This window comes from Streptomyces sp. NPDC050164 (assembly GCF_044459945.1).
GTDB classification, from domain to species: domain Bacteria; phylum Actinomycetota; class Actinomycetes; order Streptomycetales; family Streptomycetaceae; genus Streptomyces; species Streptomyces coeruleorubidus_A.
On record NZ_JBITJK010000018.1, the window covers coordinates 59201 to 84555 of the forward strand.

The window sequence follows — 25355 nt, forward strand, 5'->3', positions numbered from 1 at the left end:
GGGTCAACGCTTCAGGGCGACACCGCCGTACTGGTGCACCTCCGCGGGGAGATCCAGGGCGGCGGCGTCGGGGCGCCAGCGCGAGCAGGACGTCACGCCCGGTTCGAGCAGTTCCAGCCCTTCGAAGTAGCGGGCGATCTGCTCGGGGCTGCGCAGGATGTACGGGATCGAGCCGCCGTCGTTGTACTGCTGGATGGCCCGGACGTAGTCCTCGCTGGTGTCGGTGCTGTCGTACTGGACGAGGTAGCTGCCGGACGGCAGGGCGTCCACCAGTTGCCGCACGATCGAGCGTGCCTCGTCGTGGTCCTCGATGTGGCCCAGGATGCCCATCAGCATGAGGGCGACGGGCTGGTCGAAGTCCAGCGTCCTGCCGGCCTCCCGGATGATCGTGCTCGGCTCGCGCAGGTCGGCGTCGACGTAGTTGGTGACGCCTTCCTGGGTGCTGGTGAGCAGCGCGCGGGCGTGGGCCAGCACCAGCGGGTCGTTGTCGACGTAGACGATCCGGCTGTCCGGAGCCGCCCGCTGGGCGATCTGGTGGGTGTTGTCCACGTTGGGCAGCCCGGTGCCGATGTCCAGGAACTGGCGGATGCCCTCTTCCGCGGCGAGATGGCGGACGGCGCGGGCGAGGAAGTAGCGGGCGGCGCGGGCTCCGGTCTCGATCCCCGGGAATATCTCGCGGAACGCGTCACCGGCCACGCGGTCGACTTCGTAGTTGTCCTTCCCGCCCAGCCAGTAGTTCCAGATCCGGGCCGAGTGCGGCACGGAGGTGTCGATCTTGGGGAGCGGCTCCTGCCCGGAGTTCCCCGCCTGATCAGTCATGGACGCTCCTGCGTGTGGTCGTGGAGGCCCACGTTAGCTTGATTGTCAGCGTGTTTGCCTCTGAGACAGGATCAACTCCTCGGCCGCGCCCAGGAGTTCCACTTCCGTCCGGCTCATCGTCGGGCTGGCGGACCGGCGGCGCAGGGCCTCCGTCAGGGCGGGCCGGGTGAGGGGGGACGGGTCGGCCAGGAGGGCGGTCAGCATGGTGCGGGCCGGGGCGGAGAGAGCATCGCCGGCGACGGCGGCCTGGGCGAGGATCACGGCGGACGTCGCCCAGTCCAGGGCCGGGTCGCCCTCCTCCGTGTTCGACCAGTCGATGACGCGGGGACCGTCGGGCGTGAGGATCACGTTCTCCGGGTGCAGGTCCAGATGCAGGACGCGGACGGCCGGGTCGCTGGAGCGCAGGGCGGGGATGGTGTGCAGGCGGCGCAGCAGCCGGGCGAGGACCGAGCCCGCCTCCGTCACGTCCAGCGTGCCCGCCAGGCAGGCCTGGAGCATGGTCGGGCCCAAGAGCCGTTCCATCACCAGGTCCGTGCGCGAGCCGGACGGGCGGACCCGGGGCACCGGGTAGCCGTGGGCGCGCACGTGCTCCATCACCGCGCCCTCGCCCGCCGCGTCTCCCCCGCCCTCCCGCTCACGCCGCAGCACCCAGGCCTCGTCGATCTCGTACACGTCGGCGCGGCGGCCCGAGCCGAGCAGTCTCCCAGGTGGTGTCGTCGACATGGGCCGAAGCTACCCCGGCCCAGCCCCCGGCCCACCCGGCGCCCTCGGCCCGTTTTTGGACGTGCCGGTACAGTAGACAGGTCGTCATCACACCCGTACAGGGGGAAGCCGGTGCAATTCCGGCGCTGACCCTTCCCCAGGTTTCTCGACTTCGCTCGAACAGGGGAGACCCCTATCGTGTACCGCCCGCAGGGCGGTGAGCCGGATCGCCCCGTACGGATCGTGACCGGCTCACGTGCCCGGCGGCCCGCCGGTGCACGGCACCGTCGAGGTATACGGAGCCGAGCCGCCGGGGGTGCCCCGTGCTGCCCGGCTCCCCACAGGGAGAGGCACCCGCCGATCATGAACGTCCGCCGCAGCGCCGCGGTCCTGGCCGCCGTCGCCGTGCTCGGCGCCGCCACACCGGCCGCCGCCGACCCGTCCCCTTCGCCGTCCCAGGCGTTCCCCTCCGCCCTGTACGGCGGCAAGGACCCGAAGTTCGACGGCGTCTGGCGCCAGTCGCTCGCGCTGCTCGCGCTGGACACGGTGGGTGTGAAGCCCGCGGCGAAGTCCGTGGAGTGGCTGGTGCGCCAGCAGTGCGCGGACGGTTCTTTCGCCCCGTACCGCGCCGACCCGACCACGTCCTGCGACGCCAAGACCATGGTCGACACGAACCAGACGGCCGCCGCCGTCCAGGCCCTCACCGCGCTCGGCGGGCACGACGCCGTCACCGGCAAGGCCGTCACCTGGCTGAAGTCCGTCCAGAACAAGGACGGCGGCTGGGGTTACTCGCGCGGCGGCGCCAGCGACACCAACTCCACGTCCGTCGTCATCGGCGCGCTGACCGCCGTCGGCGAGAAGCCGGAACAGGTCGAGAAGGGCGGCAAGTCGCCCTACGACGCGCTGCTGAAGCTGGCCCTCGGCTGTGACGGTGACGGTGCGGGTGCCTTCGCGTTCCAGCCGGACGGGAAGGGCGAGTTGGCCGCCAACGCGGACGCCACGGCTGCGGGTGTGCTGGGCGCACTGGGCAAGGGCATGGTGGTGAAGCCCGGCGAGAAGACCAAGGCCACCAGGAGCGAATCCTGCGAGGACCCGAACACGCCGGAGCGGGGCGCGGCCAACGGTGCCGCCTACCTCGTCAAGGCCCTCGCCAAGGACGGCCACCTCACCTCGGCCCTCGCGGGCTCGGACCCCCAGCCCGACTACGGCAACACCGCCGACGCGGTCGTCGCGCTCGCCGCGCAGGGCGACACCGGGCAGGCGGAGAAGTCCCTGCGCCGGCTGGAGAAGAACTCCGCGACCTGGGCCGCCCAGAACGGCCCCGCCGCCTACGCCCAGCTGATCTTCGCCGCCCACGCGACGGGCACGAACCCGCGTGACTTCGGCGGCACCGACCTGGTGAAGCGGCTGAACGCGACGGGCCCGGCCCCGCAGTCCGCCGAGAAGACGCAAGCGGCGGACGAGAAGGGCGACTCGGACTCGGACCTCTTCGGCGTCTGGTGGTACGTCGGTGTCTGCCTCGCCGCCGGTGTCGGCATCGGATTCCTCTTCAGCGGCCGCAGGAACAGGCAGCAGCTGTGATCCGCCGGGCCGTCCTCCTTCTCCTGGCCTCGCTCCTGCTGTGCGCGGGAGCGGGCCAGGCGGCCCAGGCCGCCGGCTACCGGTACTGGTCGTTCTGGGACCGCGACGGCGACGACTGGGTCTACGCCACCCAGGGCCCGTCCACGACCCGCCCCTCGGACGGCGACGTCCAGGGCTTCCGCTTCGCGGTCAGCGAGGACTCCTCCGACGCGGCCCGCCCGCGCGGCAAGGCCGACTTCAAGACCATCTGTGCCAATACACCCGCGCAGGACGGCAGGAAGCGAGTGGCCCTGGTCCTCGACTTCGGCACGACGACGGACGCCCCGCCCGGCGAGACCCCGCCCGCTCCCCGAACGGCCTGCGCCCAGGTCTCCCCCGACGCGACAACGGCTAAGGCCCTGGCGACGGTGGCCAAGCCGTTGCGCTACGACACGAACGCCCTGTTGTGTGCCATCTCGGGCTACCCGGAGAAGGGGTGCGGGGAGCAAGTGGCCGAAAAGCAGAAGCCGTCCGCACAGAAGAAGGACACCTCGGGCGACGGGCCGTCCCTCGGCCTGGTGGCGGGAATCGCCGTGGTGGCGGTACTGGGCGGGGCAGCAATCTGGCAGGTACGGCGGCGTGGGCGGTCTTAGCCGGCTCAGCTGCGGGCAACCGCGCCGCTGGGGCGGCACCCGTTCCGAAGAGAGCGCCACCCCGCAGCGCCGGGCGGCTGCGCCAACGCCCCGCCCCCAGCACCAACACCGAGCACTCCTGCACCCCGGCGCCTGGTGGCTCTGGTCCCTCTCCCTCGGCACCGCGGCCACCCGCACCACCAACCCCCTCCTCCTCACCCTCCTCATCACGGTCTCCGCCTACGTCGTGGCCACCCGCCGCCCCGACACCCCCTGGTCCCGTTCCTACGGCGCCTTCGTGAAACTCGCCCTCGCCGTCCTGCTCATCCGCCTCCTCTTCGCCACGATCCTCGGCTCCCCCATCCCCGGCACGCACACCCTCCTCACCCTCCCCGAAGCCGGCCTCCCCGACTGGGCCCAGGGCATCCGCCTCGGCGGCGAGGTCACCGCCGAGGCCCTCGCCTTCGCCCTGTACGACGGCTTGAAACTGGCCACCCTGCTCGTCTGCGTCGGCGCCGCGAACGCCCTCGCGAACCCCTCCCGCCTGCTCAAGTCCCTCCCGGGCGCCCTGTACGAGATGGGCGTCGCGGTCGTCGTAGCCCTCACCTTCGCGCCCAGCCTCATCGCCGACGTCCAGCGCCTGCGCGCCGCCCGCCGCCTGCGCGGCCGCCCGGACAAGGGAGTCCGGGGCCTGCTGCACGTGGGCCTGCCGGTCCTGGAGGGTGCGCTGGAGCGCTCGGTGTCGCTCGCCGCCGCGATGGACGCCCGCGGCTACGGCCGTACCGCCCAGGTCCCCGCCGCCGTCCGCCGCACCACCGCCGCCCTCACCCTCGGCGGTCTGCTCGGCGTGTGCGCCGGAACGTACGGTCTGCTCACCGCCGAGGGCGCCACCTACGGCATCCCGGTACTCCTCATCGGCCTCGCCGCCGCCCTCGCGGGTCTCCGGCTCGGCGGACGGCGCTCGCCGCGCACCCGCTACCGCCCCGACCGCTGGGACGTGCGCGCCTGGCTGGTCGTGGCCTCCGGCGTGGCGGTCGCCGCGCTCCTCACGCTCGCCGCCGCCCGGGACCCCGCGGCCCTGCACCCCGGCGTGGTGCCGCTCGTGGCCCCCACGCTCCCCCTCTGGCCCGCGGCGGCGATCCTCCTCGGCCTGCTGCCCGCGTTCGTCGCCCCCGACCCCAAGGAGCCGTCGTGATCCGCTTCGAGGACGTGTCCGTGACGTACGACGGTGCCGCCGAACCCACCGTCCAGGGCATGGACTTCGAGGTCCCGGAGGGTGAACTCGTCCTCCTGGCCGGGCCGTCCGGTGTCGGCAAGTCCACCGTCCTGGGCGCGGTCAGCGGGCTCGTGCCGCACTTCACCGGAGGCACCCTGCGCGGCAGGGTCACGGTCGCCGGCCGCGACACCCGCACCCACAAGCCGCGCGAACTCGCCGACGTCGTCGGCACGGTGGGCCAGGACCCCCTCTCCCACTTCGTCACCGACACCGTCGAGGACGAACTCGCCTACGGCATGGAGTCGCTGGGCCTCGCCCCGGACGTGATGCGGCGCCGCGTCGAGGAGACGCTCGACCTGCTCGGCCTGGCCGACCTGCGCCACCGTCCGATCGCCACGCTCTCCGGCGGCCAGCAGCAGCGCGTCGCGATCGGCTCGGTCCTCACTCCGCACCCGGGCGTCCTCGTCCTGGACGAGCCGACCTCCGCGCTCGACCCGTCCGCCGCCGAGGAGGTCCTGGCGGTCCTCCAGCGGCTCGTGCACGACCTCGGCACGACGGTCCTCATGGCCGAACACCGCCTGGAACGCGTCATCCAGTACGCCGACCAGGTCGTACTCCTGCCCGCCCCGGGCGCGCCCCCCGTCCTGGGCACCCCGGCCGAGGTGATGACCGTGTCACCGGTGTTCCCACCGGTGGTGGCCCTGGGCCGCCTGGCGGGCTGGAGCCCTTTGCCGATGACGGTCCGCGACGCCAGGCGCAGGGCAGCAGATTTGAGGCAACAGTTGGAGAGCGCCCCGAAGGGGCGCGGGGAACTGCGCGATCAACCACGAACAACCCGCACCCGCGAACTGTCCGAACAGCCCACCCCGGTAGGCGCACTCCGCTCCCTCTCGGTCACCCGCGCCCGCATCCAAGCCCTCCGCGGCATCGACCTCACCATCACCCCCGGCGAGACCATCGCCCTCATGGGCCGCAACGGCGCAGGAAAGTCCACCCTGCTCAACTCCCTGGTCGGCTTGGTCACCCCCAGCTCGGGAACCGTCCGGCTCGGCGAAGCCGTCCCCCACCGCACCACCCCGAAGAACCTCGTCCGCAAAGTCGGCCTAGTGCCGCAGGAACCCCGCGACCTCCTCTACGCCGACACCGTCGCCGCCGAGTGCGCGGCGGCCGACCAGGACGCGGACGCAGAACCCGGCACCTGCCGTGCCCTGGTCACCGAACTGCTCCCCGGCGTCACCGACGACACCCACCCCCGGGACCTCTCGGAGGGGCAGCGGCTCGCCCTCGCCCTGGCCGTGGTGCTGACCGCCCGGCCTCCGCTGCTCCTGCTGGACGAGCCGACCCGTGGCCTGGACTACGCGGCCAAGGCCCGTCTGGTCGGTGTGCTGCGCGCTCTGGCCGCCGAAGGGCACGCCATCGTGCTGGCCACGCACGACGTGGAACTGGCCGCCGAGATCGCCCACCGGGTAGTGCTGCTCGCCGACGGCGAGGTGATCGCCGACGGCCCGACGGCGGACATCGTGGTCTCCTCCCCCTCCTTCGCCCCGCAGGTCACCAAGATCCTGGCCCCGCAGCACTGGCTCACGGTCTCCCAGGTCCGCGCGGCCCTCCGCGAGGCCGGCTGATGGACACCCGGAGCAACCCCCGGCGTCAGGCCCGGGCCGTCCGTCTCGGCCCCCGCTCCGTCGCCGCCCTGGCCCTGGTCAGCGCCGTGGGCGCCGTCGGCTTCGGCTGGCCGTTCCTGACCCCGCCCGCCTCGCGGCTCAGCGCCCACGCGCAGGACGCGCCCTGGCTCTTCGCGGGCCTGCTGGTGCTGCTCGTGGCGGTGGTGGCCGCGACGATCTCGGAGTCCGGGCTCGGCCCGAAGGCGGTCGCGATGCTCGGCGTGCTGGCCGCCACGGGTGCGGCCCTGCGGCCGATCGGCGCCGGTACCGCAGGGATCGAGCCGATGTTCTTCCTGATGGTGCTGAGCGGGCGGGTCCTCGGCCCGGGGTTCGGGTTCGTCCTCGGCTCGGTGACGATGTTCGCGTCCGCGCTGCTCACGGGCGGGGTCGGCCCCTGGCTGCCGTTCCAGATGCTGGCGATGGGCTGGTTCGCGATGGGCGCGGGCCTGCTGCCGGGCCCGGACCGGCTGCGCGGCCGGGCGGAACGCGTGCTGCTCGCGGCCTACGGCTTCCTGGCCGCCTTCGCCTACGGCACGGTCATGAACCTGGCCGGCTGGCCCTTCATGAGCGCCCTCGCCTCCAACGTCGCCTTCGATCCACACGCGGCGGTCGCCGCCAACCTGGCCCGTTTCCTCGCGTACTGCCTGGCCACCTCGCTGGGCTGGGACCTGGGCCGGGCCGTGATCACGGTCGTACTGACACTCACGCTCGGCCCCGCGGTCCTCCGGGCGCTGCGCCGCGCCACCCGCCGGGCCGCCTTCGAGACGCCGGTCACATTCGAGGCGCCCCGGACGTGAAGCCCCCCACATGACCCGCGTCACGTACGAAGCGGGGCCGTAGGAACAAGCCCCGGTCACGGGGCAGACCCTTCCCGCACATGCGGCCAGACCTAGTAACAGGGGGCTTTCCGGGCAGCGCTGAAGCCCTGTTTCTCTGGACGGCCAGGCGGCGGCCCCCTGATCCCGGGGCCGTCGCCTTCACCCCGCCCGGCCGGGCGCGTCAGCCCGTGCTGACCCTGAGCTCCTTCACCCCGTTGATCCACGCCGACCTCAACCGGCGTGGATCCTCGACCAGTCGCAGACCCGGCATGGCGTCGGCGACGGCGTTGAAGATGAGGTCGATCTCCAGCACGGCGAGGGACTTGCCCAGGCAGTAGTGCGGGCCGCCGCCCCCGAAACCGAGGTGGGGGTTGGGGTCGCGGGTGATGTCGAAGTCGTCCGGCTCGTCGAAGACCTCAGGGTCGTGGTTGGCGGAGGCGTAGAAGAGGCCGACGCGATCACCCTTGCGGATCAGCTTGCCGCCCAGCTCGGTGTCCTGGGTGGCGGTGCGCTGGAAGGCGGCGACCGGGGTCGCCCAGCGCACGATCTCCTCCGCCGTCGTCGACGGCCGCTCCCTCTTGTACAGCTCCCACTGCTCGGGGTGGGTGAGGAAGGCGTGCATGCCGTGCGTGATGGCGTTGCGGGTGGTCTCGTTGCCGGCGACGGCCAGCATCAGCACGAAGAAGCCGAACTCGTCGGAGTTGAGGTTGCCCTGGTCCTCCGCCGCGACCAGTTGCGTGACGATGTCGTGGGCGGGGCACTGCTTGCGGTCGGCGGCCATGTTCATCGCGTAGGCGATGATCTCCGTGGCCGACTCGGCGCCGACCTCCTCGGTGATGGCGTACTCGGGATCGTCGTAGGCGATCATCTTGTTGGACCAGTCGAAGATCTTGTCCCGGTCCTCCTGCGGCACGCCCATCAGCTCGGCTATCGCCTGGAGGGGCAGTTCGCAGGCGACCTGGGTGACGAAGTCGAACGGGCCGGTGTGCGCGCGGGCCGCCTCGACGATGGAGTGGGCCCGGTTGCGCAGGCGCTCCTCCAGGGCGCGGATCGCCCGGGGCGTGAACCCGCGCTGCACGATCTGCCGCACCCGCGTGTGCTCCGGTGGGTCCATGTTCAGCAGGATGAACCGCTGCGCGTCGATGGCGTCGCGCTCGATGTGCTCGTTGAAGCGGATGATCGCCGTGTTGAGGTACGACGAGAACAACTCCGGGTGCGTGGAGACGTACTTGACGTCGGCGTGCCGGGTGACCGCCCAGTATCCCTCGTCCTGGAAACCGGCGAGACCCGCCGGCTGCGGCACCCAGCAGACCGGCTCCACCCGGCGCAGCTCGGCGAACTCCGGCAGCGGCACGCGGCTGTGCAGCAGGTCCGGGTCGGTGAAGTCGAACCCCTCGGGCAGCGCGGGACAGGACATGGCGGCTCCCACCACTCGTACCGACTCTGATTCTGACGGCCCATCAGCTGTGCGGAGTTGCGGTGACGGTAGTAACGGGTTCTACAAGTAGCAAGAGGCACGGACCCCCCAATTGCCCGCATGACCCTTGCGGTCGACAAGCAGCCCTCAGCACACTGCTGACAGAACTAGAACGCGTACTAGTTCCGCGTAGCCTCCCGGAGAGGACCCGCACCCATGGCTGCCGAACCCGTGATCGTCGAAGCCGTACGCACCCCCATAGGCAAGCGCGGCGGCGCGCTCGCCAACCTGCACCCCGCCTACCTCCTGGGCGAGACCTACCGCGAGCTCCTCGGCCGCACCGGTATCCCGGCCGACTGCGTCGAGCAGATCGTCGGCGGTACGGTCACCCACGCCGGCGAGCAGTCCATGAACCCCGCGCGCACGGCCTGGCTCACGATGGGGCTTCCCTACGAGACGGCCGCGACGACCGTGGACGCGCAGTGCGGGTCCTCCCAGCAGGCCTCCCACATGCTGGCCAACATGGTCGCCACGGGCGTGATCGACGTCGGCATCTCCTGCGGCGTGGAGTCGATGTCCCGGGTGCCGCTCGGGTCGGGCTCGAAGCACGGGCCGGGCAAGCCGTTCCCCGACGAGTGGAACGTCGACCTGCCGAACCAGTTCGAGGCCGCCGAGCGCATCGCCCGCCACCGTGGCCTGACCCGCGAGAACGTCGACGCCCTGGGCCTGGCCTCCCAGGAGCGGGCCGCCCACGCCTGGGCGGAGGAGCGCTTCAAACGAGAGACGTTCGCGGTCCAGGTGCCGACGACGGAGGAGGAGCAGCACGCCGGGCAGGGCATGTGGCGCCTGGTCGACAAGGACGAGGGCCTGCGCGACACGACGGCGGAGGCGCTGGCCGCGTTGAAGCCGATCATGCCGACGGCGGTCCATACGGCCGGAAACTCGTCGCAGATCTCCGACGGGGCGGCGGCGATCATGTGGGCGTCGAAGAGGATGGCCAGGGCCCTGAAGCTGCGGCCCCGGGCCCGGATCGTGGCTCAGTCGTTGGTCGGAGCAGACCCCCACTTCCACCTCGACGGGCCGATCGACGCGACCAACGCCGTGCTGGGCAAGGCCGGGATGTCCCTCAAGGACATCGACCTCGTCGAGATCAACGAGGCGTTCGCGTCGGTCGTACTGAGCTGGACGCGGGTCTTCGAGCAGGACCTGGAGAAGGTGAACGTGAACGGTGGCGCGATCGCGCTCGGGCACCCGGTGGGAGCCACCGGGGCCCGGCTCATCACGACGGCGCTTCATGAACTGGAGCGCGCGGACAAGGAGTTCGCGCTGATCACGATGTGCGCGGGCGGCGGTTTGGCCACCGGCACGATCATTCAACGGTTGTAGTCGTCGTCCAGTTGATGAAGGTGGTGAACGTGGCGGGATCGAGGGTGAGGATCGGTCCCGCCGGGTTCTTGGAGTCGCGTATTGCGACCGTAGTACGCGCGGTTTCGGCGATCTCTACGCAGCTGCCGCCTTGATCGCCGCTGTGCGTGGACGCGCGCCAGGCCAGGGCCCCGATCGGCGCGCATTCGACGCATTCGCCACCTTGATCGCTGCTGTAGCTGGACTTACGCCACTGAGTCCCCGCCGGAATCGCGATGCTCGCCATAGCGTTCCTCCATCACTCGCCGGATCAACTCCGCCGAATCCCTGAGGGAGAGCGCGGCGGCCTGAAGATGATCGTAACGGAGCGAGCAGTCCTTGACGGTGTCCGGGTTCGCGGTCGGATGCCCGCTGCCGTAGCCCTCGGTGTAGACGATGGCCGGGTCGCTCGTGAAGTGGAAGAGGGTGAATGAGCCTGTCAGTCCCGCGTGCGCCCCGGCCGAAAACGGAAGTACCTGGACGTTGATCCGAGGATTGCTCTCGAAGGCCAACAAGTGGGCCAGTTGGCCGCGCATGGTCTCGGGGCCGCCGATCTCCTGGTACAGCGCGGCCTCGCTCAGCACCATCCAGAAGACCGGCGGCTCGTCCTTCTCGAAGATGCGCTGACGGGCCAGGCGAACGGCGGTGCGGTCGTCGAGGTCGGTCCGGTCCAGCGCACCGAGGGTGGCACGCGCGTACGCGTCGGTCTGGAGCAAGCCATGAACCATGCCCATCTGAAAGGTGCAGATCTCCGTCGCCCGCGCCTCCAGCTCCGCCACCTGCTGAAACCAGGCCGGAAGCCGACTCCGTAGCACCAGCTCGACGAGACGGGAGAACATACCGTCCGTCCCCAGCGCCGCATCCGCCCGTTCACTGAACTCCGGCGTCGGAAGTTTCCTGGCCGTCTCGATCTGGCCGACGAGCGAGCCCGTGTAGTTCAGGATCTCCCCGAGCTGCTTCTGTGTCAGCCCCGCGGCCTCCCGGCATCTCCTCAGCTCGAAGCCGTAGTAGTCGAGCGGAGACGCACCCGGGTCAAGGGCGTTGATGTGGGTCACGGCAGAAGCCCCTCTCACGCAACTCGGCCCACTATGGGACCGGTTGTATCCGTTCCGTAGCCCAGAGTAGTCACGGCACGTCAGCCTCGTCCCGTGAACGAATACATTCCCGCCCAGTACTCGATGCGTCTCACCGTCGGCTCGCACGACGCCCGGCACATCCGCCGTATCGTCCGCTCGTTCCTCAGCGAGTGGGGCATGCCCGAGCTGTCGGACGCCGTCGAGCTGGGCGTGACCGAGCTACTGGCGAACGTCGTACAGCACGTCCCGGACCGCCGCTGCGCGCTGCTGTTGCTGCGGCAGCCGGCCGGGGTACGGGTGGAGGTGTCGGACGGAAGCGATCAACTGCCCGCCTCCCCCACCCGGTTGGAGCCGGAAGCCGAGGGCGGTCGTGGACTGCTGCTGCTCGACGCGATGACCGACAAGTGGGGCGTGTCGCTGTGGCGCGAGGGCGGGAAGACCGTGTGGTTCGAATGCGTGGCCGAGACAGCACCCGGTTCATGAACGCCGTCGGGATGCCTGTGGGGTCAACTTGTCAACTGTGTACGGGTTTTCGGGTCGGTGTGGGTTCCCGCTCGGCCGCCGCGGCGGTGGCGGCCCGGGGGCCGGACAGCAGATAGGTGAGTGCGAAGCCCGCCCCGACCACCACCGCTCCCCCGGCCGCGTCCAGCACCCAGTGGTTCGCCGTCACGACGATCGCGGTCGCGGTGAACAGCGGGTGCAGCATCCCCAGCGCCTTGATCCACCACCGGCGCGCCAGGACGGCGATCACCACCCCGCACCACAGCGACCAGCCGAAGTGCAGGGACGGCATTGCCGCGTACTGGTTGGTCAGGGACGTGAGCGTGCCGTAGTCGGGCTGGGAGAAGTCCTGGACGCCGTGGACGGTGTCGACGAAGCCGAGCGTCGGCATCAGCCGGGGCGGGGCCAGCGGGTAGAGCCAGAAGCCGATCAGGGCGAGCAGGGTGGCGAGGCCCAGGGCGGAGCGGGCCCAGCGGTAGTCGGCGGGGCGGCGCCAGTACAGGACGGCGAGGACGGTCAGCGGGGCGACGAAGTGGAACGACTCGTAGTAGAAGTCGGAGAAGTTCCGCAGCCAGTCGATCTTGACGACGGTGTGGTTGGCCCAGTGCTCGATGTCCATGTGCAGGGCGCGTTCCAGGCCGAGGATCTCCCGGCCGTTCTCCTCGGCCTCGGCCCGGCCGGCCGAGATGCTGCCGCCGGTCGCGGCGAGCCGGACCTGGGAGTAGGCGGCGTAGGTGACCCGGATGAGGAGGAGCTCCAGGAGGAGGTTCGGTCGTGTGAGGACCCGGCGCAGGAAGGGCACGAGCGGGACGTGCCGGAAGCGGGCCGGGGCGGCGGGGGCGTACTCGGTCGGTGTCGGCGACTGGTGGTGCGGGGAGGTGCGGGAGAGGAACGGCACGGCCGTGGCGGCGGCGAGGGCGGCGAGCAGGACGAGGTTGGTGCGCAGCGGGTCCAGCGACGGCATGTCCGGCAGCATCATCCTGGCCTGCAGGGTCATGACCAGGACGACGGTGACCGGCCAGACGTACCGGTCCGAGGCGCGTCTGCCGGCCCGGCCGACGACCGCGAGCAGCACCCACAGCAGCTGGTGCTGCCAGGCGGTGGGCGAGACGACGATCGCGGCGCAGCCGGTGATCGCGACGGCGAGGAGGAGCTGGCCGTCGTCGACGTAGCGCACGGCGCGGCGCAGGGCCAGGACGGCGACGGCCGCGCCGAGCGCCACGAAGAGCGCGACCTCCAGGGGGCCGTTCAGGCCGAGCCGCAGCAGGGCGCCGTGCAGGGACTGGTTGCCGAGGTCGTCGGCCCGGCCGCCGAGGCCGACGCCGGCCATGTGATGGACCCAGTAGGTGTGGGAGTCGTGCGGCATCGCCGCCCAGGCGAGCGCGGTGCAGGCGGCGAAGGTGACGCCGGTGGAGAGCGCGGCGCGTCTGCGGCCGGTGAACCACAGCAGGGGCGTGAAGAGCAGCAGGGTGGGCTGGAGCGCGGCCGCGACGCCGATGAGCAGGCCGCTGGTCCGCTGGCCGTGGGCGGCGAAGCAGCCCAGCAGGACGAGCAGGACCGGGATGATGCTGGTCTGACCGAGCCACAGGGTGTTGCGGACCGGCAGGGACAGCATGAGCAGGCCGATGGCGACGGGGGCGGCCAGCAGGGCCGTGCGGCGGCCGATGGGCTGGGGCAGGGCGCGGGCGGCGACCAGGCCGAGGGCGACGACCAGCAGCAGCGTGCCGAAGGTCCAGCCCCAGCCGAGGGCCTGTTCGGCCGCACGGGTGAGGGGCTTGAGGACGAGGCCGCCGAAGGGGGTGCCGGTGAAGCGGGTGGAGTCGTAGAGCGAGCCGGTCACGTGCAGTACGCCGTTCGGCCCGGCCCAGGTCTCCAGGTCCGTCAGCCGCTCGCCGCGTGGGCTGCCGAGGACGACGGCCACCTGCCGTGCGGCGAGGGCCGCGACGATCAGCCACAGTCCGAGGCAGGCGATGCGCAGGCGTGCGTGGGTTCCGCCGACGGCTGTCGCTCCGAAGGCTTCCGCCGGTCGTCCGCTGCGGTCCGCATTCGTCACGCCCCGTCGGCCTTCTACCCGGTATGCACATCTTTGTCCGGTTGACGATAGTGCGCGAGACGGATGGTTGCCTCTCGTGACGCGAGAAGGATCACATCAAGATCCCGTGGGAACCGCTCCCAGCCGGGCATACGTGCCTGCATATCCGGTGTTTAGATGCACCCTGCAACGAAAGGCGCACTGCCCGTAAAGGGCGTTTATCCGCCTATCGTCGCTTTTCGGCCCGTACGACATTGCCGCCGCGCGGACCGTGCCCCTGTCCCCGTCGAAAGGTAGGCGAGCGAGTCTTGTCGACTGTCTCAGTCGTCGCTCCCGCGTCCGGCATCAAGAGCCGCGCAGCGAAAACCCCCGACACCACCGTCACCGACCCCGCGCTCGTCAAGCGCGCCGTGAAGGCGGCCGCGCTGGGCAACGCGATGGAATGGTTCGACTTCGGCGTCTACAGCTACATCGCGGTCACGCTGGGCAAGGTCTTCTTCCCCTCGGGCAACCCCACCGCGCAGCTGCTCTCCACGTTCGGCGCCTTCGCCGCGGCCTTCCTGGTCCGCCCCCTCGGCGGCATGGTCTTCGGCCCGCTCGGCGACCGCGTCGGCCGTCAGAAGGTCCTCGCGCTGACCATGATCATGATGGCCGCGGGCACCTTCGCGATCGGTCTGATCCCGTCGTACGCGACGATCGGTGTCGGCGCACCGATCCTGCTCCTCGTGGCCCGCCTCGTGCAGGGCTTCTCCACCGGCGGCGAGTACGCCGGTGCCTCGACCTTCATCGCCGAGTACGCCCCCGACAAGCGGCGCGGCTTCCTCGGCAGCTGGCTGGAGTTCGGCACCCTCGCCGGCTACATCGGCGGCGCGGGCCTGGTCACGCTGATGACCGCCCTGCTCTCCGCCGACGACCTGACCTCCTGGGGCTGGCGCATCCCGTTCCTGATCGCGGGCCCGATGGGCATCATCGGCCTCTACCTGCGGCTGCGCCTGGAGGAGACCCCGGCGTTCGCGGCCGAGGTCGAGAAGGCCGAGACCGACCGCCCCAAGGTTCCGCTGCGCGAGATGATCACCGGCCAGTGGCGCGCGCTGCTGCTCTGCGTCGGCCTGGTGCTGGTCTTCAACGTCACCGACTACATGCTGCTGTCGTACATGCCGAGCTACCTGACCGGCCAGCTCCACTACGACGAGACGCACGGCCTGCTCGTCGTCCTCGGCGTGATGGCCCTGATGATGATCGCCCAGCCGTTCGTCGGCGCGCTGACCGACCGGGTCGGCCGCCGCCCGGTGATCGCCACCGGCTGCGCGGGCTTCCTGCTGCTGTCCGTCCCGGCCCTGCTGCTGATCCGCGAGGGCAGTCTGCTCGCGGTCGCCCTCGGCATGGGCGCCCTCGGCCTGCTGCTGGTCTGCTTCACGGCGGCCATGCCCTCGGCGCTCCCGGCGCTGTTCCCGACGAAGGTCCGCTACGGCTCCCTGTCCATCGGCTTCAACGTCTCCGTGTCCCTGTTCGGCGGCACCACGCCGCTGGTGGTCACGGCCCTGATCGGCGCGACCGGGAACATGATGATGCCCGCGTACTACATGATGGCCGCGGCCGTCATCGGCGGTTTCGCGGTGTGGCGCATGGCCGAGTCGGCGGGGCGTCCGCTGCCGGGTTCGGCACCCTCGGTGGCCGGATGAGACACGCCGGGCGAAATCCCACTGACAGCGAACCGGTGAACCACGTATCTTCGTCTCGCCACTAGTTAGGCATGCTAACTATGCGTACGAAAGGTAGAGGTGCATGAGCGAGTCGCACGTCTGGGACGAGGTCGACGCCTACTTCACCGCCCGCCTCGCCCCGGACGACGAAGCCCTGGCGGCCGCCCTGCGCGACAGCGACGCCGCCGGGCTTCCGCACATCAACGTCGCGGGCAATCAGGGCAAGCTCCTCCAGCTCCTGGCCCAGATCCAGGGCGCCCGCCACATCCTGGAGATCGGCACGCTCGGCGGCTACAGCACCATCTGGCTGGGCCGCGCCCTGCCCGCCGACGGGCGGCTGGTCTCCCTGGAGTACGACCCCAAGCACGCCGAGGTCGCCGTCCGCAACATCGCCCGCGCCGGCCTGGACAAGCTCGTCGAGGTCCGGGTGGGCCCGGCCCTGGAGTCGCTGCCCAAGCTGGCCGACGAGAACCCGCCCCCCTTCGACCTGGTCTTCATCGACGCCGACAAGGTCAACAACCCGCACTACGTGGAGTGGGCCCTGAAGCTCACCAGCACGGGCAGCCTGATCGTCCTCGACAACGTCGTCCGCGGCGGCCGCGTGACCGACGCTCAGAGCACGGCCCCGGACGTGGCGGGCACCCGCGCCGCGATCGAACTGATCGGCAGCCACCCGCGGTTGAGCGGCACGGCGATCCAGACGGTCGGCATGAAGGGGTACGACGGGTTCGCGCTGGCACGGGTGCTGGCTTGAGCGTGCCTGACGGCTGTCAGACCTCGTGGTAGAAGCCCACGTTGACGCTGCGCGGGGCGGTGCGGTCCTGGACGACGACCTCGCCGCTGCCGCCCCTGGGCAGCGGGACGGTGCCGCCGTAGGCGAGGGGCTGGGCGTACTCCCCGACCGTGAGCCGGACTTCGGAGGACGGGTCGGGCTGGGAGCCGCGCAGCCAGGTCAGCTGCCAGGTCCCGTCGGACCCGCACAGGAACTCCAGGTGGACGCGGGAGACGAACAGCCAGTCGTCCGGCGTGGACAGCCGGCACACCGACTTGTCGCGGCCCATCCGCAGCACGGCGCCCGGCTCGCTGGGCGCGTCGGCCATGAGCATTCCGGCCGTGGCACCCTCCTCCGCCGCGGACACGGCGGCCATGGTGAGTTCGAGCACGTGCGCTCCTCCTGAGACGTCCTGGTGGGTCTGCAAGCCCGCCGAATGATAGAACGCCCGGCTGCGCGGTGTCCGGCACAATGGGTTCATGACCGAGCGAAAGCCACCCGGCGTCGACTTCGAGTCCTGGGTCGACAAGCAGATCCGTGATGCGGAGACACGCGGCGAGTTCGAACGGTTGCCGGGGGCGGGCAAACCGCTGCCGGCCGATGTGGACGCCACCTACGACGAACTGTGGTGGGTGAAGCGGAAGATGGCCCGCGAGGGCATCTCGGTCCTGCCGCCGACGCTGGCGCTGCGCAAGGAGGCGGAGGACGCGCTCCTGACCGCGTACGCGGCTCCTTCGGAGCAGGCCGTCAGGAAGATCATCGGCGAGATCAACGACAAGATCCGCGAGATGATGTTCAAACCGCCGCCCGGGCCCCCGCTGGGCAAAAAGCCGTACGACGTCGAGGACGTCGTACGGCAGTGGCGGGAGCGCCGGGCGGACGAATGAACGGGGCCGCTCACACGTGCAGCAGCCGTTCCGCCAGCTCCCGGTAGTCCTTCAGGGCCAGCCGGAGCTGCTCGGTGTCGCCACTCGACACGGGCTTGCCCTCGCCGCCCTCCACCGACTGCCAGGAGTGGCGCAGGGTGCGGCGGCGCTGCGTCACGGCCTCGGTGAACCGGGCCGCGATCTCCTCCAGCACGTGGTCGGCCTCCTCGACGGCGGCCCGGGGCGCGTCGACGAACTCGGCGACGGCGTGGTGCAACTGCGAGACGAGTTTGTCGGACTCGTCGTGGGGGAGCAGGTGCGTGCCGTGGGAGGCGCCTTCCCGTTCCGGGAAACCAGAGGGAGCTGTGCCGTGGCCGGTGCCCAGGGCGGTCTCGCCTCGGGCGTCGGGGGTGTCGAAGCCGCGGGCGTCAGGGCCGACGGTGCCGCGGGCGTCAGGGCCGGCGGTGCCGCGGGCGGAGGGGTGGGCGGAGCCTCGTGCCTCGGGGGTGTCGTCGCCGGGCGGTCGGATCATGTCGGACATCGGATCTCAACTCTCCTTCGCCTGACGTCGGTGCAGCGCCCACGGCATGTGCCCGCCGCGGCCGGCCGGAGCCTTGCGGCCGCCGTTCAGCCCGGCCTTGTGCCGTCCGCCCTCATGGCGTCCGCCCAGGTGCGGGCCGGCGGCGTGGCTTCCGCCGTCGTGGCGGGCCGGCCGCACCAGCTCCTCGAACAGGGCGCGGGCCGCCACCATGGCCTCACGCATGTCTTCCGTACCGGTGCCGCCGTCCCGGGCGTCGTCCGCGCGCAGGTGCGCCGCGCGGTGCACGCGCCGGTAGCCGTCCACGTGGTGGGCGTGGTGCACGGACAGCGCGGCGAGCTGTTCCTCGTACTGCCCGCCGTCCGGGAAGCCCCGGGCACCGGCGAGCTCCGCGAGCAGCCGGTCCGCCTCGGCGACCGCCTCCCGCGGCGAGTCGACGAACCGCTCCTGGGCGGCCGTCCAGCGCGCCTCGTACTGCTCGCGCTGCGCCGGCTCCAGCGCTCGTTCGCGCAGGTCGCCGTGGCGCTCCACGCGCTCGGCGAGCTCGCGCTCGGCGGCCTTGGCGTCGCCGTCGTGCCGGGCGACGGCCAGGTCGTACTCGGGTCCGAAGCGCCGCTTCAGGCTCGGGCCACGCCGAGCCCCTCGGGCGCGCAGGGTCATGACGGCCGCGATGATGACGACGGCCGCCGCGATCACGATCAGAGCAATGATCAGGCCAGTGGACATGAATGCCTTCCGGGTTCTCGGCCCAACCGGCTCTCCTCGCGAGCCGGTTCGCCGACCGGGTAGCCCGGAAGCAGGCCGCCAAACGGCGCCCGGACCGCCCCCGGGGGCGCGAGCGCCGCGCTCCCGGTCGGGGCACTGGCTTCCAAGCACCTCACCCGACCCCGCCCGGCCGACGGCGCCTCACACGAGGTGCTCCACCGCACGCGCCTCGGACGGCCGCTCCCGCCTGGAGCCGCACAGCTCGCCGTTCAGCTCCCGCACGAGCTGCACCAGATCGGTCGGCCGCTCCGGCCCCCACCAGTCGCCGAGCAGCTCGGCGAGGGACTCCTCACGGGCCTGGGCCAGCCGCTCGGCGACCTCGCGTCCCCGGTCGGTCAGGACCATGTCCAGGCCCCGGCGCACGGCGAGCCGCCGCTCCTCGACCTGCCGGGTGGCCTCCATGATCACGGGGAGCGACACGGGCACCCCCTCGGCCAGCACAGCCGGCTCCACCGAGCCGTACCGCCTGATCCGCAGCAGCAGCCAGCTCGCCGCGGGCAGCAGGTCGTAGCCCGCCCGGGCGGTGATCTTCCGGTAGATGTCGCGCCGCCCCGCGCGGGTGCCGAGCACCGACAGCGCACGGCACACCTCGTCGTACGAGGACCGCTGGACGGGGTTGCTGGCCAGGGTCTCGGTGACGTCGGGTGCGGTGACCGAGCCGCGCAGCCGGTCCTCCTTCAGGAACCAGGCCAGCACGAAACCGAGGAGCGCGACGGGGGCGGCGTACAGGAAGACGTCCGTGATGGACACGGCGTAGGCGTGCAGGGCCGGCGGGCGCAGGCCGGGCGGCAGGGCGGCGATGCCGCGCGGGTCGGCCTCCAGCGCGGCCACGGAGACGCCGGGCGGCAGCCGGGCTCCCCGGAAGGCGTCCGTGAGCTGGTCGCCGAGCCGGTTCGCGAAGATCGTGCCGAAGACGGCCACGCCGAACGAGGCGCCGATGGAGCGGAAGAAGGTGGCGCCGGAGGTGGCGACGCCCAGGTCCTCGTACGGGACGGCGTTCTGCACGATGAGCACGAGGACCTGCATCACCAGGCCGAGTCCGAGTCCGAAGACGAAGAAGAAACCGCTCAGCTCGGCGGTGGAGCTGTGCTCGTCGAGCTGGTGGAGCAGGAGCAGCCCGAGGGTGGTGACGCCGGTGCCCGCGACCGGGAACACCTTCCAGCGGCCGGTCCGGCTGACGATCTGCCCGGAGGCCGTCGAGGCCAGCAGCAGGCCCAGCACCATCGGCAGCATGTGCACACCGGACATGGTCGGGCTCACGCCCTGCACGACCTGGAGGAACGTCGGCAGGTAGGTCATCGCGCCGAACATGGCGAAGCCGACGACGAAACTGATCACGGCGGCGAGCGTGAAGGTGCGGACGCGGAAGAGCTTCAGCGGCAGGACGGGTTCGGCGGCCCGACGTTCGACGGCCACGAAGACGGCGGCGAGGACGACGCCCAGCACCGCGAGCCCGACGATCTGCGCGGACCCCCATCCCCAGGTCGTGCCCCCGAGGGAGGCGACGAGTACCAGGCAGGTGGCGCCGGCCGCGATGAGGAACGTGCCGAGGTAGTCGATGACGTGCCGCTGCGCCCGGCGCGGGATGTGCAGTACGGCCGCGATCACGGCGAGCGCCACGATCCCGACGGGCAGGTTGACGTAGAACACCCAACGCCAGCTCACATGTTGGGTGAACAGCCCGCCGAGCAGCGGCCCGAGCACACTCGTCGCCCCGAACACGGCCCCGAACAGCCCCTGGTAGCGCCCTCGTTCGCGAGGCGGGACGAGATCGCCCACGATGGCCATCGACAGCACCATCAGCCCGCCACCGCCGAGCCCCTGCACGGCCCGGAAGGCGATGAGCTGGGTCATGTCCTGCGCCGTGCCGCACAGCGCGGAGCCGACGAGGAAGATCACTATCGCCGTCTGGAACAGCCGCTTGCGGCCGTACTGGTCACCGAGTTTGCCCCACAGCGGGGTCGCGGCGGTCGCGGCCAGCAGGTAGGCGGTGACCACCCAGGACAGGTGATCCATGCCGCCGAGCTCGCTGACGATGGTGGGCAGCGCGGTCGACACGATGGTCTGGTCGAGGGCGGCGAGCAGCATCCCGAGGAGCAGGGCGCCGATGGAGACCAGTACGTTCCCGGACACCTGCTCCTGGACGGCGGCGCCCTGGTCCGGCGCCTTCGTGACGTGCGCATGCCCAGCCATGCGACCTCCCGAGGGTCCTGTGACATTTTCCATCGTGACCGGTGTGACGTGTTATGGCCCGCCGAGTCCTTTTGGAAGCTTTCATTCCGGGGATCGCCGCCCACACTGTGGAGAACATCTGGATATTCTCTGGAGTTCGCGAGGGGAGGGAGGAACGCGTGGAACAGCCGAACGGCCACCCGTGCCCGGAGTGCGGCACGCCCAGACAGCCGGACAACACCCCGTCCTGCACCTGCACCCAGCGCGCCGCGGAGGCCCTCCGCAACGCCCGCACGACCGAGGCGGCAGCAGCGGAGGACTTCGACCCGCTCCGGATCCGCCCCTACGTCGAACTCCCGCAGTCCCCCGAGCACGGCGACACCCCACGACGCCCCTCCGCAAAGGCCCGGACCACGTCGCCCTCGCACCCCGGCGCACCCGCGCGGCCAGCCGAAGGCGCCCCGCGAGGCACCCGCACGGACCTCCCGCCCACGCCCCCGCACGCGACGGCCGCGGACCCGGAGCGACCCACTCAGGCGTCCGAAGGCACCCCACGGCACACCCGCGCGGACAGCCCGCCCGCACCCGCCCAGGCCCCGGCGCGGGCGATGGAAGGCACTTCGCGGCAAACCCCCGGCCGGGCGGCCGACGAGGCCCCGCGACCGTCCCGTCTCCACCCTGCGGAGCCCCGACACGCCGACGGCCCCACACAGCCGTCCCCAGCGGACCACTCCGCCTCGCCCCGCCATGACCAGGCCTTACCTGACGACGCTCCCGCCGGGGCGGGAGAAGCCACCCCGCGACCGTCCCAGACACACCCTGCGGAGCCCTCCCACACCGACGCTCCCACCCGGGCAGGAGAAGCCACCCCGCGACCAACCCACACGGACGGCCCGCCCACGCCCGCGCACCCGAAGGCCCCGGGCCCCGAGCTGCCCACCCGGGCGACCGAAGGCGCCCCGCGACGGTTCCGTACACACCCTGCGGAGCCCCCGCGCCCAGACGGCCCCGCACAGCCGTCCCCGGCGGACCACTCCACCTCGCCCCCGCACGCCCAGACCTCCCGCACCGACGCTCCCACCCGGGCAGGAGAAGGCACCCCGCGACCAACCCACACGGACGGTCCGACCGCGCCCCCGCACGCGGAGGCCTCACACGCCCAAACCCGCGCGCGGGCGACCGAAGGCGCTCCGCGACGGACCCCCGCGCGGACGGCTGACGAGCCCCCGCGGTGGACCTCCGGGCGGACGGCCGACAGCGCCCCGCCCCCGTCCCAGAACCACCCTGCGGAACCCCCGCACACCGACGGCCCCGGGTGGGCAGCCGACGACACCCCGCAGCCGCCCCAGACCCACCCGGCGGAGCCCCCACGTACCGACGGCCCCGCGCGGACGCCCGAAAGCGCCCCGCGACGGCCCGTGACGACCTCCGGGCAAGCCCCGCGCGCGGAAGGTGCCGCGTCCCCGCCCTCCCCCACCGACGCCACCATGCCCCTGCGCCCGGTCGACCCGGACGCGACCGCCGTGCTGCCGGTCTCGCCGGCCACTCCCGGGCTGCCGGCCTCCCCGGACACCTCCGTACTCCCGACACTCCCGACGCCCCTGGCCCCCGCCGCGACCGAACCCAGCGTCACCGACCTGCGTCTTTTCGACGGTGCGGGGGGACGGGACCGGAGCGTGCCGGAACTGGACGAGGCCGGCCGGAGGCCCCGGCGTCGGCGGCGTACCGCGCTGCTCGCCGCGGCCGCCGGAGCCTGTGTCGCCGTGGTGGCCGCGGCCGGGTACGCGAGCGGGCTGTTCTCCTACGAGGCGCCGTCCCGGAACTCCGCGCTGCCGGACGACCTCCGGGCGAGCGTGCCGGACGCGCCGTCGAGCAGCGCGGCGTCCACGCCACCGGTGAGTAGCGCACAGGCCACCCCGTCGGCCCCCCCGGCGCCGTCGGCCACCGGGAGCCCGTCGGCCTCCCCGTCGCCGTCCACGCCGAGCGCCTCGCCGAGCCCGTCGCGGTCGGCCACCCCGTCGGCACCCCGGACGTCCGCCACTGCCACCGGCCCGGAGAACGGGCCCCCGGGCAACTCCCGCCAGAGCGGCGGTCCCACCGTCCTGCGCCTGGGCGACCGCGGCCCGGAGGTCACCGAACTCCAGCTCCGGCTGAGCCAGTTGTACCTCTACGACGAGGACACCGACGGCGACTACGACAGCCGGCTGGAGGAGGCCGTCCGTACCTACCAGTGGTCGCGCGGCATCCAGACCGACGACCTCGGCGTCTACGACCGGGAGACGCGGGCGAAGCTGGAGTCGGAAACCGAGGATCCGTGACCGGCCCGGCCGCCGTACTGTGACGCCGTGGCTACTCAGGTGATCGTTCTCAACGGCGGTTCGAGCTCGGGCAAGTCCGGGATCGTACGGTGCCTGCAAGAGGTGCTGCCGGATCCGTGGCCGGCCTTCGGCATCGACTCGTTCGTCGAGGCGCTGCCCGCGAAGATGCGGGGCTCGGACGGCGGCATCAGCTTCGCGGCGGACGGCGGGGTGAGCGTGGGCGCGGAGTTCCGCGCACTGGACGCGGCCTGGACCGAGGGCATCGCCGCGATGGCCCGCGCCGGCGCCAGAATCATCGTCGACGACGTCTTCCTCGGCGGACCGCACTCCCGGCAGCGCTGGCAGAAGGCCCTGGCCGGACTCGACGTGCTGTGGGTCGGCGTCAGATGCGACAGCGCGGTCGCCGCGGGGCGTGAGATCGCCCGGGGCGACCGGGTCCGGGGCATGGCCGCGTCACAGGCACACCTGGTGCACGAGGGCGTGTGCTACGACTTGGAGGTGGACACCACACACACCGAGTCCCTGGTGTGTGCGCGCACCATCGCCGCCCACGTCTGACCGACCCGACGACGTCCCCGAGCGTTCGTCACCTGACGTAGCGCTCGTCGCACGGCGTAGCGTTCGTCACCCGACGTACAGGCGGATCGTCCCGTCCTCCGCGGCCTGGACGCGCACCTGCGTGAGGTCCTCCACCACCACGTCCGGCGCGTGGAACGCGGCCCGGGACCCGACCCCGACCACCGTCATCCCGGCGGAACGCCCGGCCGCTATCCCGGCCCCGGAGTCCTCGAACACGACACAGTCCGCGGGCGCCACACCCAACTCGGCGGCGCCCTTCAAAAAGCCCTCCGGGTCGGGCTTGCTCGCCCCGACGGACTCCGCGGTCACCCGCACCTGGGGCAGGTCCAGCCCGGCCGCGGCCATCCGCGCCGTCGAGAGCGGAACGTCGGCGGAGGTCACGAGCGCGTGCGGCAGCCCCCGCAGCGAGGCGAGGAACTCCGGCGCCCCGGGGATCGGGACGACACCCTCGGTGTCGGCCGTCTCCTCGGCGAGCATCCGGGCGTTGTCCGCGTAGTTCTGCTCCATCGGCCGGCCGGGCAGCAGCAGCGCCATCGACGCGTATCCCTGCCGTCCGTGGACGACCTTCATGACCTCGTCCGCGTCGAGCCCGTGCCGCTCGGACCAGCGCCGCCAGACGCGTTCGACCGAGGCGTCGGAGTTGACGAGGGTGCCGTCCATGTCCAGCAGGAGGGCGCGGGCGGTGAGCACGGGGGTGGCCGTCATCGGCAGCTCCAAGGCTCAGGGCGCGGACGAGGGCACACGGCAGCCCCCGGAGGAACAAGGCGGCCCCGCCCGCCGGTCAGGGAAAACGGGCGAGGGCCACTTTGTTTCTCCACGGTACAAAACATCCCCGGATCGCGCCAGGCCCCCCGCAGACGTTCACCCACCGTTCTCCTGGGGCCTGTCGTTTGGATCAGGTCGCAGGGAATCGACGGCACCTCTTCAGCGCCGGTGAGCGGGGCCTGGTGCATGCAGCTGCAAGGCGGAGGAGGGCGTCGACGCGGAGCGTCGGCAACCGATGACAACGCCGTAGAGGTGCGCGCCAGACCCCGCGTCTGCGGCGTGATCCAAACGACAGGCCCTAGCCCCGGCTCACCCGGTCACGGCCTCCCACAGGCTCCACACCCCGAGAGCCAGCATCACCAGCGCCGCGATCTGCGTGATCAGCCGCAGCGGCACCTTCTTCATCAGCGCCTTTCCACCGACGATGCCGATCCCGGCCACCGCCCACAGCGCGAGCACCGCGCCCAGGCCGACGGAGAGCGGGTCGTCGTAGCGGGCGGCCAGGTTCGCCGTCATGATCTGCGTGAGATCGCCGAACTCGGCGACCAGGATGAGCATGAAGCCGGCGCCCGAGACCTTCCAGAAGGACTGGTCCTCCGGCTTGCGGACCTCCCCCTCGCCCTCGTCCTTCTTCATCAGCAGCATCGCGGCCCCGCCCAGGAAGAGCACACCCGTGAGCGCGTGCACGAGTTGCTGCGGCAGCAGCGTCAGCACACTGCCGGCCGCGACGGCGAGCGCGACATGCAGCGCGAACGCGGCGGCGACACCGGCGAAGACGTAGGAGGCGCGATAGCGGGTGCCGAGGACGAGGCCGGCCAGGGCGGTCTTGTCCGGCAGTTCGGCGAGAAAGACGACGCCGAAGACGACGGCCGTCACGGTCAGGCTGATCAAGGGTTCCTCAATCGGTCGGGGCCGCCCCACCGAGAGTGCTGGATCTTCACGCTGGACACCTCGGCACGGCAGCACACTCGGCGCCCGTGCCGTGGAGCACGGGCGTGCACTGCTTGCCGAAGGTCTCGCTGGCGGGGCCCCTGGA

Annotated in this window: 24 protein-coding genes; 12 read left to right on the forward strand and 12 right to left on the reverse strand. The window is 71.8% G+C overall.

Annotated features, from left to right (window positions below):
* Window positions 1–3 precede the first annotated feature (3 nt).
* Both ACIBNA_RS23565 and ACIBNA_RS23570 read right to left on the reverse strand, forming a co-directional pair.
* Window positions 4–819 (reverse strand): SAM-dependent methyltransferase, encoded by an 816-nt coding sequence (locus ACIBNA_RS23565; RefSeq protein WP_399167101.1) that lies wholly within the window; start codon window positions 817–819, stop codon window positions 4–6.
* Between the two features lie 45 nt (window positions 820–864).
* Window positions 865–1542: a phosphotransferase gene (locus ACIBNA_RS23570; RefSeq protein ID WP_399167102.1), complete on the reverse strand. Its 678-nt coding sequence runs from the start codon at window positions 1540–1542 to the stop codon at window positions 865–867.
* Between the two features lie 342 nt (window positions 1543–1884).
* Between ACIBNA_RS23570 and ACIBNA_RS23575 the strand changes: the two genes are divergently transcribed.
* From ACIBNA_RS23575 to ACIBNA_RS23595, 5 genes are all read left to right on the forward strand, one after another.
* A complete protein-coding gene (locus tag ACIBNA_RS23575; protein WP_399167103.1) occupies window positions 1885–3102 on the forward strand; it encodes a prenyltransferase/squalene oxidase repeat-containing protein in 1218 nt (405 codons plus the stop codon).
* Window positions 3099–3734, forward strand: a complete 636-nt coding sequence (locus tag ACIBNA_RS23580; RefSeq protein ID WP_399167104.1) for an SCO2322 family protein — start codon at window positions 3099–3101, stop codon at window positions 3732–3734. The genes ACIBNA_RS23575 and ACIBNA_RS23580 overlap by 4 nt, the downstream gene beginning before the upstream one ends.
* Before the next feature lie 118 nt (window positions 3735–3852).
* A complete protein-coding gene (locus tag ACIBNA_RS23585; protein WP_399167194.1) occupies window positions 3853–4908 on the forward strand; it encodes a CbiQ family ECF transporter T component in 1056 nt (351 codons plus the stop codon).
* Window positions 4905–6554, forward strand: coding sequence for an ABC transporter ATP-binding protein (locus ACIBNA_RS23590; RefSeq protein WP_399167105.1), 1650 nt, complete (start codon window positions 4905–4907; stop codon window positions 6552–6554). The genes ACIBNA_RS23585 and ACIBNA_RS23590 overlap by 4 nt, the downstream gene beginning before the upstream one ends.
* Complete coding sequence (locus ACIBNA_RS23595; protein ID WP_399167106.1) at window positions 6554–7390, forward strand: ECF transporter S component; 837 nt, start codon at window positions 6554–6556, stop codon at window positions 7388–7390. Before ACIBNA_RS23590 ends, ACIBNA_RS23595 begins: the two co-directional genes overlap by 1 nt.
* A gap of 202 nt (window positions 7391–7592) precedes the next feature.
* Here the strand turns inward: ACIBNA_RS23595 and ACIBNA_RS23600 are convergent, their stop codons facing one another.
* Complete coding sequence (locus ACIBNA_RS23600) at window positions 7593–8828, reverse strand: cytochrome P450 (protein WP_399167107.1); 1236 nt, start codon at window positions 8826–8828, stop codon at window positions 7593–7595.
* A gap of 216 nt (window positions 8829–9044) precedes the next feature.
* Between ACIBNA_RS23600 and ACIBNA_RS23605 the strand changes: the two genes are divergently transcribed.
* The gene (locus ACIBNA_RS23605) at window positions 9045–10214 is read left to right on the forward strand and encodes a steroid 3-ketoacyl-CoA thiolase (RefSeq protein ID WP_399167108.1); all 1170 of its coding nucleotides are present in this window, start codon (window positions 9045–9047) and stop codon (window positions 10212–10214) included.
* Here ACIBNA_RS23605 and ACIBNA_RS23610 read toward each other — a convergent pair.
* Window positions 10198–10479 carry a DUF397 domain-containing protein gene (locus ACIBNA_RS23610; protein ID WP_399167109.1) on the reverse strand — a complete coding sequence of 94 codons (282 nt, stop codon included), beginning with the start codon at window positions 10477–10479 and terminating at the stop codon, window positions 10198–10200. The two genes, ACIBNA_RS23605 and ACIBNA_RS23610, sit on opposite strands and share 17 nt — an antisense overlap.
* Entirely contained in the window at window positions 10439–11287 is an 849-nt protein-coding gene (locus ACIBNA_RS23615; RefSeq protein ID WP_399167110.1) for a helix-turn-helix domain-containing protein, read from the reverse strand. The genes ACIBNA_RS23610 and ACIBNA_RS23615 overlap by 41 nt, the downstream gene beginning before the upstream one ends.
* A gap of 93 nt (window positions 11288–11380) precedes the next feature.
* On the opposite strand from ACIBNA_RS23615, the gene ACIBNA_RS23620 reads away from it, so the two are divergent.
* Window positions 11381–11791: an ATP-binding protein gene (locus ACIBNA_RS23620; protein WP_399167111.1), complete on the forward strand. Its 411-nt coding sequence runs from the start codon at window positions 11381–11383 to the stop codon at window positions 11789–11791.
* A gap of 31 nt (window positions 11792–11822) precedes the next feature.
* Here the strand turns inward: ACIBNA_RS23620 and ACIBNA_RS23625 are convergent, their stop codons facing one another.
* Entirely contained in the window at window positions 11823–13862 is a 2040-nt protein-coding gene (locus tag ACIBNA_RS23625) for a phosphatase PAP2 family protein (RefSeq protein WP_399167112.1), read from the reverse strand.
* Window positions 13863–14149: 287 nt separating this feature from the next.
* Here ACIBNA_RS23625 and proP point away from each other — a divergent pair, with 287 nt between their 5' ends.
* The gene (proP, locus tag ACIBNA_RS23630; protein ID WP_399167113.1) at window positions 14150–15523 is read left to right on the forward strand and encodes a glycine betaine/L-proline transporter ProP; all 1374 of its coding nucleotides are present in this window, start codon (window positions 14150–14152) and stop codon (window positions 15521–15523) included.
* A 103-nt stretch (window positions 15524–15626) separates the two neighbouring features.
* Window positions 15627–16298 (forward strand): O-methyltransferase, encoded by a 672-nt coding sequence (locus ACIBNA_RS23635; protein ID WP_399167114.1) that lies wholly within the window; start codon window positions 15627–15629, stop codon window positions 16296–16298.
* Between the two features lie 16 nt (window positions 16299–16314).
* On the opposite strand, the gene ACIBNA_RS23640 is transcribed toward ACIBNA_RS23635, so the two are convergent.
* A complete protein-coding gene (locus ACIBNA_RS23640) occupies window positions 16315–16707 on the reverse strand; it encodes a hypothetical protein (RefSeq protein WP_399167115.1) in 393 nt (130 codons plus the stop codon).
* A gap of 88 nt (window positions 16708–16795) precedes the next feature.
* Here ACIBNA_RS23640 and ACIBNA_RS23645 point away from each other — a divergent pair, with 88 nt between their 5' ends.
* Window positions 16796–17203 carry a DUF1992 domain-containing protein gene (locus tag ACIBNA_RS23645; RefSeq protein WP_399167116.1) on the forward strand — a complete coding sequence of 136 codons (408 nt, stop codon included), beginning with the start codon at window positions 16796–16798 and terminating at the stop codon, window positions 17201–17203.
* A gap of 10 nt (window positions 17204–17213) precedes the next feature.
* On the opposite strand, the gene ACIBNA_RS23650 is transcribed toward ACIBNA_RS23645, so the two are convergent.
* The 3 genes from ACIBNA_RS23650 to ACIBNA_RS23660 all read right to left on the reverse strand — a co-directional run bounded on the left by ACIBNA_RS23650 (window position 17214) and on the right by ACIBNA_RS23660 (window position 20678).
* Window positions 17214–17723, reverse strand: coding sequence for a hypothetical protein (locus ACIBNA_RS23650; protein ID WP_399167117.1), 510 nt, complete (start codon window positions 17721–17723; stop codon window positions 17214–17216).
* Window positions 17724–17729: 6 nt separating this feature from the next.
* Window positions 17730–18446, reverse strand: a complete 717-nt coding sequence (locus ACIBNA_RS23655; protein ID WP_399167118.1) for a hypothetical protein — start codon at window positions 18444–18446, stop codon at window positions 17730–17732.
* 180 nt (window positions 18447–18626) lie between these two features.
* Window positions 18627–20678, reverse strand: a complete 2052-nt coding sequence (locus tag ACIBNA_RS23660; RefSeq protein WP_399167119.1) for a DHA2 family efflux MFS transporter permease subunit — start codon at window positions 20676–20678, stop codon at window positions 18627–18629.
* 1466 nt (window positions 20679–22144) lie between these two features.
* Here ACIBNA_RS23660 and ACIBNA_RS23665 point away from each other — a divergent pair.
* Together ACIBNA_RS23665 and cpt are read left to right on the forward strand one after the other, a co-directional pair.
* Window positions 22145–22975 (forward strand): peptidoglycan-binding protein, encoded by an 831-nt coding sequence (locus ACIBNA_RS23665; RefSeq protein WP_399167120.1) that lies wholly within the window; start codon window positions 22145–22147, stop codon window positions 22973–22975.
* Between the two features lie 27 nt (window positions 22976–23002).
* The gene (gene cpt / locus ACIBNA_RS23670; protein ID WP_399167121.1) at window positions 23003–23533 is read left to right on the forward strand and encodes a chloramphenicol phosphotransferase CPT; all 531 of its coding nucleotides are present in this window, start codon (window positions 23003–23005) and stop codon (window positions 23531–23533) included.
* 66 nt (window positions 23534–23599) lie between these two features.
* Here cpt and ACIBNA_RS23675 read toward each other — a convergent pair whose 3' ends face one another.
* Both ACIBNA_RS23675 and ACIBNA_RS23680 read right to left on the reverse strand, forming a co-directional pair.
* Entirely contained in the window at window positions 23600–24259 is a 660-nt protein-coding gene (locus tag ACIBNA_RS23675; protein ID WP_399167122.1) for an HAD family hydrolase, read from the reverse strand.
* A 369-nt stretch (window positions 24260–24628) separates the two neighbouring features.
* Window positions 24629–25210, reverse strand: a complete 582-nt coding sequence (locus ACIBNA_RS23680) for a TMEM165/GDT1 family protein (protein WP_399167123.1) — start codon at window positions 25208–25210, stop codon at window positions 24629–24631.
* Window positions 25211–25355: the final 145 nt, after the last annotated feature.

Bases quoted from the DNA above. Each gene is read 5' to 3' on its own strand.
- ACIBNA_RS23565 (WP_399167101.1), bottom strand. From the start codon at position 819: ATGACTGATCAGGCGGGGAACTCCGGGCAGGAGCCGCTCCCCAAGATC.
- ACIBNA_RS23570 (WP_399167102.1), bottom strand. From the start codon at position 1,542: ATGTCGACGACACCACCTGGGAGACTGCTCGGCTCGGGCCGCCGCGCC.
- ACIBNA_RS23575 (WP_399167103.1), top strand. From the start codon at position 1,885: ATGAACGTCCGCCGCAGCGCCGCGGTCCTGGCCGCCGTCGCCGTGCTC.
- ACIBNA_RS23595 (WP_399167106.1), top strand. From the start codon at position 6,554: ATGGACACCCGGAGCAACCCCCGGCGTCAGGCCCGGGCCGTCCGTCTC.
- ACIBNA_RS23600 (WP_399167107.1), bottom strand. From the start codon at position 8,828: ATGTCCTGTCCCGCGCTGCCCGAGGGGTTCGACTTCACCGACCCGGAC.
- ACIBNA_RS23605 (WP_399167108.1), top strand. From the start codon at position 9,045: ATGGCTGCCGAACCCGTGATCGTCGAAGCCGTACGCACCCCCATAGGC.
- ACIBNA_RS23610 (WP_399167109.1), bottom strand. From the start codon at position 10,479: ATGGCGAGCATCGCGATTCCGGCGGGGACTCAGTGGCGTAAGTCCAGC.
- ACIBNA_RS23635 (WP_399167114.1), top strand. From the start codon at position 15,627: ATGAGCGAGTCGCACGTCTGGGACGAGGTCGACGCCTACTTCACCGCC.
- ACIBNA_RS23645 (WP_399167116.1), top strand. From the start codon at position 16,796: ATGACCGAGCGAAAGCCACCCGGCGTCGACTTCGAGTCCTGGGTCGAC.
- ACIBNA_RS23650 (WP_399167117.1), bottom strand. From the start codon at position 17,723: ATGTCCGACATGATCCGACCGCCCGGCGACGACACCCCCGAGGCACGA.
- ACIBNA_RS23655 (WP_399167118.1), bottom strand. From the start codon at position 18,446: ATGTCCACTGGCCTGATCATTGCTCTGATCGTGATCGCGGCGGCCGTC.
- ACIBNA_RS23660 (WP_399167119.1), bottom strand. From the start codon at position 20,678: ATGGCTGGGCATGCGCACGTCACGAAGGCGCCGGACCAGGGCGCCGCC.
- ACIBNA_RS23665 (WP_399167120.1), top strand. From the start codon at position 22,145: ATGCCCCTGCGCCCGGTCGACCCGGACGCGACCGCCGTGCTGCCGGTC.
- ACIBNA_RS23675 (WP_399167122.1), bottom strand. From the start codon at position 24,259: ATGACGGCCACCCCCGTGCTCACCGCCCGCGCCCTCCTGCTGGACATG.